This window comes from Roseateles sp., from assembly GCF_036404855.1.
Lineage (GTDB): Bacteria > Pseudomonadota > Gammaproteobacteria > Burkholderiales > Burkholderiaceae_C > Pelomonas.
In genome coordinates this window covers 1-2,939 of sequence record NZ_DASWYS010000207.1, presented here as the reverse complement: position 1 = coordinate 2,939, position 2,939 = coordinate 1, and the positions used below count along the sequence as shown (strand labels likewise).

Genomic DNA, 2,939 nt, shown 5'->3' with positions numbered 1-2,939 from the left:
GGGGGTGACGGGTCACCTGCCTGTCACCGCGGCTTCCTAGCCTGCTCCGGCCCCTCAACAGGACTGGAGAACCCGATGCTGCAACCCCTTCGCTGGGCTGGCGCCTGCCTGCTCGCGCTCGCCACGCTGAACGCCTCTGCGCATGACCGCACCCGCGCCGAAAACCCGCCGCTGATCATCGGCCACCGCGGCGGCGCCACCGGCTACCTGCCAGACCACACGCTGGAGAACTACGCACTGGGCATCACCATGGGCGCCGACTACGTCGAGCCCGACCTCGTGGCAACCAAGGACGGCGTACTGATCGCCCGCCACGAGCCGAACCTCATCGCCACGACCAACGTCGCCTCGCTGTCGCAGTTCGCCTCGCGCAAGCGCACGGCCATCATCGACGGTGTGGCCGAGACGGGCTTCTTCGCCAGCGACTTCACGCTGGCCGAGATCAAGACGCTGCGTGCCATCCAGCCGCTCGCCGACCGCGATCCCGGCTTCGACGGCAAATTCGAGATCCCGACGCTGGAAGAGATCATCGCCTTCGTGAAGCGCAAATCGGCCGAGGAGGGTCGGCGCATCGGCATCTATCCGGAGACCAAGCACCCCACCTACCACCAGAGCCTGGGCCTGCCGCTGGAGGACCGGCTGCTGGCGACGCTGAGCAAGGCGGGCTGGAACCACCGCAATGCGCCGGTCATCATCCAGTCCTTCGAGACGGCCAACCTCAAGTACCTGCGCAGCAAGTCGAGCGTGCGGCTGGTGCAGCTGGTGGATGCCAACGACGTCAATGCCGATGGCAGCCTGGACTTCACCAAGCCCTATGACAAGCCTTACGACTGGGTCGTCTCCGGCCGCGCCGGCCTGTTCAAGGATCTGCTGACGCCGGCCGGTCTGGCCGAGGTCAGGACCTATGCCGACGGCATCGGCCCCTGGAAGCTCTACCTGATCTCCAGCACCTGCAAGTCGGTGGCCGCCGGCGGCGGTTGCGCCGACGCGAACGGCGACGGCCTCGTCGACGAGCGCGACCGCAAGCTGCTGCCCGCCAGCGACATCGTCTCCAACGCGCACAAGCTGGGCCTGCTGGTTCATCCCTACACCTTCCGCAGCGAGCAACGGCGCCTGGCCAGCGACTACCAGGGCAATCCGGCCAACGAGTACCTGGCCTTCTATGCGTTGGGGGTGGACGGCGTGTTCGCCGATTTCGCCGATACCGCCTTCGCCGCGCGGGCCATGTTCCTGCTGAAGAACGACCCCAGCTATGCGCGCTGCCTGGTCAACGGCCGCGGCTGCGTCACAAGCCGCGATTGAGCGAAGGACGCCAATTGCCGGCATGTCGTGCAGATATGCCGGCTTTCCTCGGTGGTGCGGCCGTGTGGCGGGTGTTAGGCTGCCCGCTGTTACACCCCGGGGATGGAGATGTTTCACGAGTTGCAGGAGTTGTTGGGCGCCTATCTGATGCCGGTATTGATCGCAATACCGCTGGCCATCATCGTGCTCATCGCCGCCTTCAAGCGTGACGACTATCGGCCCACGCGCGAGTACACGCCGCCCGCCCGGCCCCCGGGCATGCCGCGCACCGCCGCACCGGTGGCGCTGCCCCCTCTTCCCGTGTCGCCCAATGCCGGGCCGTCCATGGCCAGCCCGTTCGTCACGGCACCGACCCCCATGCAGCCGCCGGCCGCGGCGCCCGTCGTCCCCGAAGGGCCGCCCACGGTGCTGGTCGCCGACGACTCGGCTGTCGTGCGTACCAAGCTCAAGCGGCTGTTGGAGGGTGCCGGCTTCGTCGTGGTTCAGGTCAACGACGGCAACGAGGCGCTCGCCCAGCTCGAGGACAAGCCCGAAATCGCCGTGCTGATCACGGACCTGGAAATGCCCAACAAGGACGGTTTTGAGCTCATCGCCGACGTCCATGGCAGCCTCGCGACCGAGGACCTACCGGTCATCGCCATCACCGGCCACGATGAGCTGCACGGCCGCGTGGGCCAGATCGAAGGCGTCTACGGCATCTTCAAGAAGCCCTGGAACGACCGCGAGCTGCTCAAGCGCGTGGAGTCCCTGGTGCATCTGCGCACGGCCGCGAATCGGCGCGGCCGGCGCTTGACGGACATCCGGCCGCCTGCCGACGCCTGAGCCGCGCCCGCCACGGGCGCGCCGCTTGCCCGACTTGTCTCCCGACAGATGCAAAGGAGACTCACATGGCCAAGTGCGAGGTTTGCGGCAACGACTACGACCGCAGTTTCACGCTGACACTGGACGGCAGAAGCCACACCTTTGACAGCTTCGAGTGCGCCATCCATGCCTGCGCGCCGCAGTGCGCCCATTGCGGCTGCCGGGTCATCGGGCATGGCGTGCAGCAAGGCACCGTCATATTCTGCTGCGCCCATTGCGCCCAGGAGTCGGGTGCGACGTCGCTGCAGGACCGCGCCTAGACCGCCGGCTCAGGCCGGCCGGAAGCTCCACTTCAGCTTGATCTCGGTCTGGCCGCTGCCGGCCGCCAGCCGCGCTTGGTCTTGGCCCTCCGCGCTGAGCTGCAGCAGGCGCTGCTGCAGCCAGTCCTGGGCCTCGCGCCATTGCAGGCCGATGCGCCCCTCCTGACGCTGGGCACGGCGGTTGGTCTCCTCCCGAGTGCGCACGCCCTGCACGTCCTGCGGCACGGTGGCCAGGGCCGTCCAGACACGGCCGGTGCGCGTGTCGAGCACCGCCTGCAACGTGAGGCAGGGCGTGTCGTCGCGGCGGGTCTCCTGGCCGCGGGCCGTCTCGGTATAGGTCACGACGCCCTGCACGTCATTGAATCGGCCCTGGATGCGCTCGTCCAGCCGGGCGCTGAGCTGCAGGCCGCAGGCAGCCACGCCGTTGAAGAGCAGGTAGGGCGTGGCCGGGCCGCTGTCCTCGGGGGCGTCTGTACCACCCCCGGCCTGGCGGCGCGCGCCGGCGCGGCAGGCCTC

At 68.4% G+C, this 2,939-nt stretch carries 4 protein-coding genes; 3 read left to right on the top strand and 1 reads right to left on the bottom strand.

Annotated features, from left to right (window positions below):
* Window positions 1-75 precede the first annotated feature (75 nt).
* From VGF12_RS13865 to VGF12_RS13855, 3 genes are all read left to right on the top strand, one after another.
* Window positions 76-1,302: a glycerophosphodiester phosphodiesterase gene (locus VGF12_RS13865; RefSeq protein WP_331176624.1), complete on the top strand. Its 1,227-nt coding sequence runs from the start codon at window positions 76-78 to the stop codon at window positions 1,300-1,302.
* A 102-nt stretch (window positions 1,303-1,404) separates the two neighbouring features.
* Entirely contained in the window at window positions 1,405-2,124 is a 720-nt protein-coding gene (locus VGF12_RS13860) for a response regulator (protein WP_331176623.1), read from the top strand.
* Window positions 2,125-2,189: 65 nt separating this feature from the next.
* Window positions 2,190-2,423, top strand: coding sequence for a hypothetical protein (locus VGF12_RS13855; protein ID WP_331176622.1), 234 nt, complete (start codon window positions 2,190-2,192; stop codon window positions 2,421-2,423).
* A gap of 9 nt (window positions 2,424-2,432) precedes the next feature.
* Here VGF12_RS13855 and VGF12_RS13850 read toward each other — a convergent pair.
* On the bottom strand, window positions 2,433-2,939 hold a 507-nt coding region (locus VGF12_RS13850), incomplete at its 5' end, for a hypothetical protein (RefSeq protein WP_331176621.1).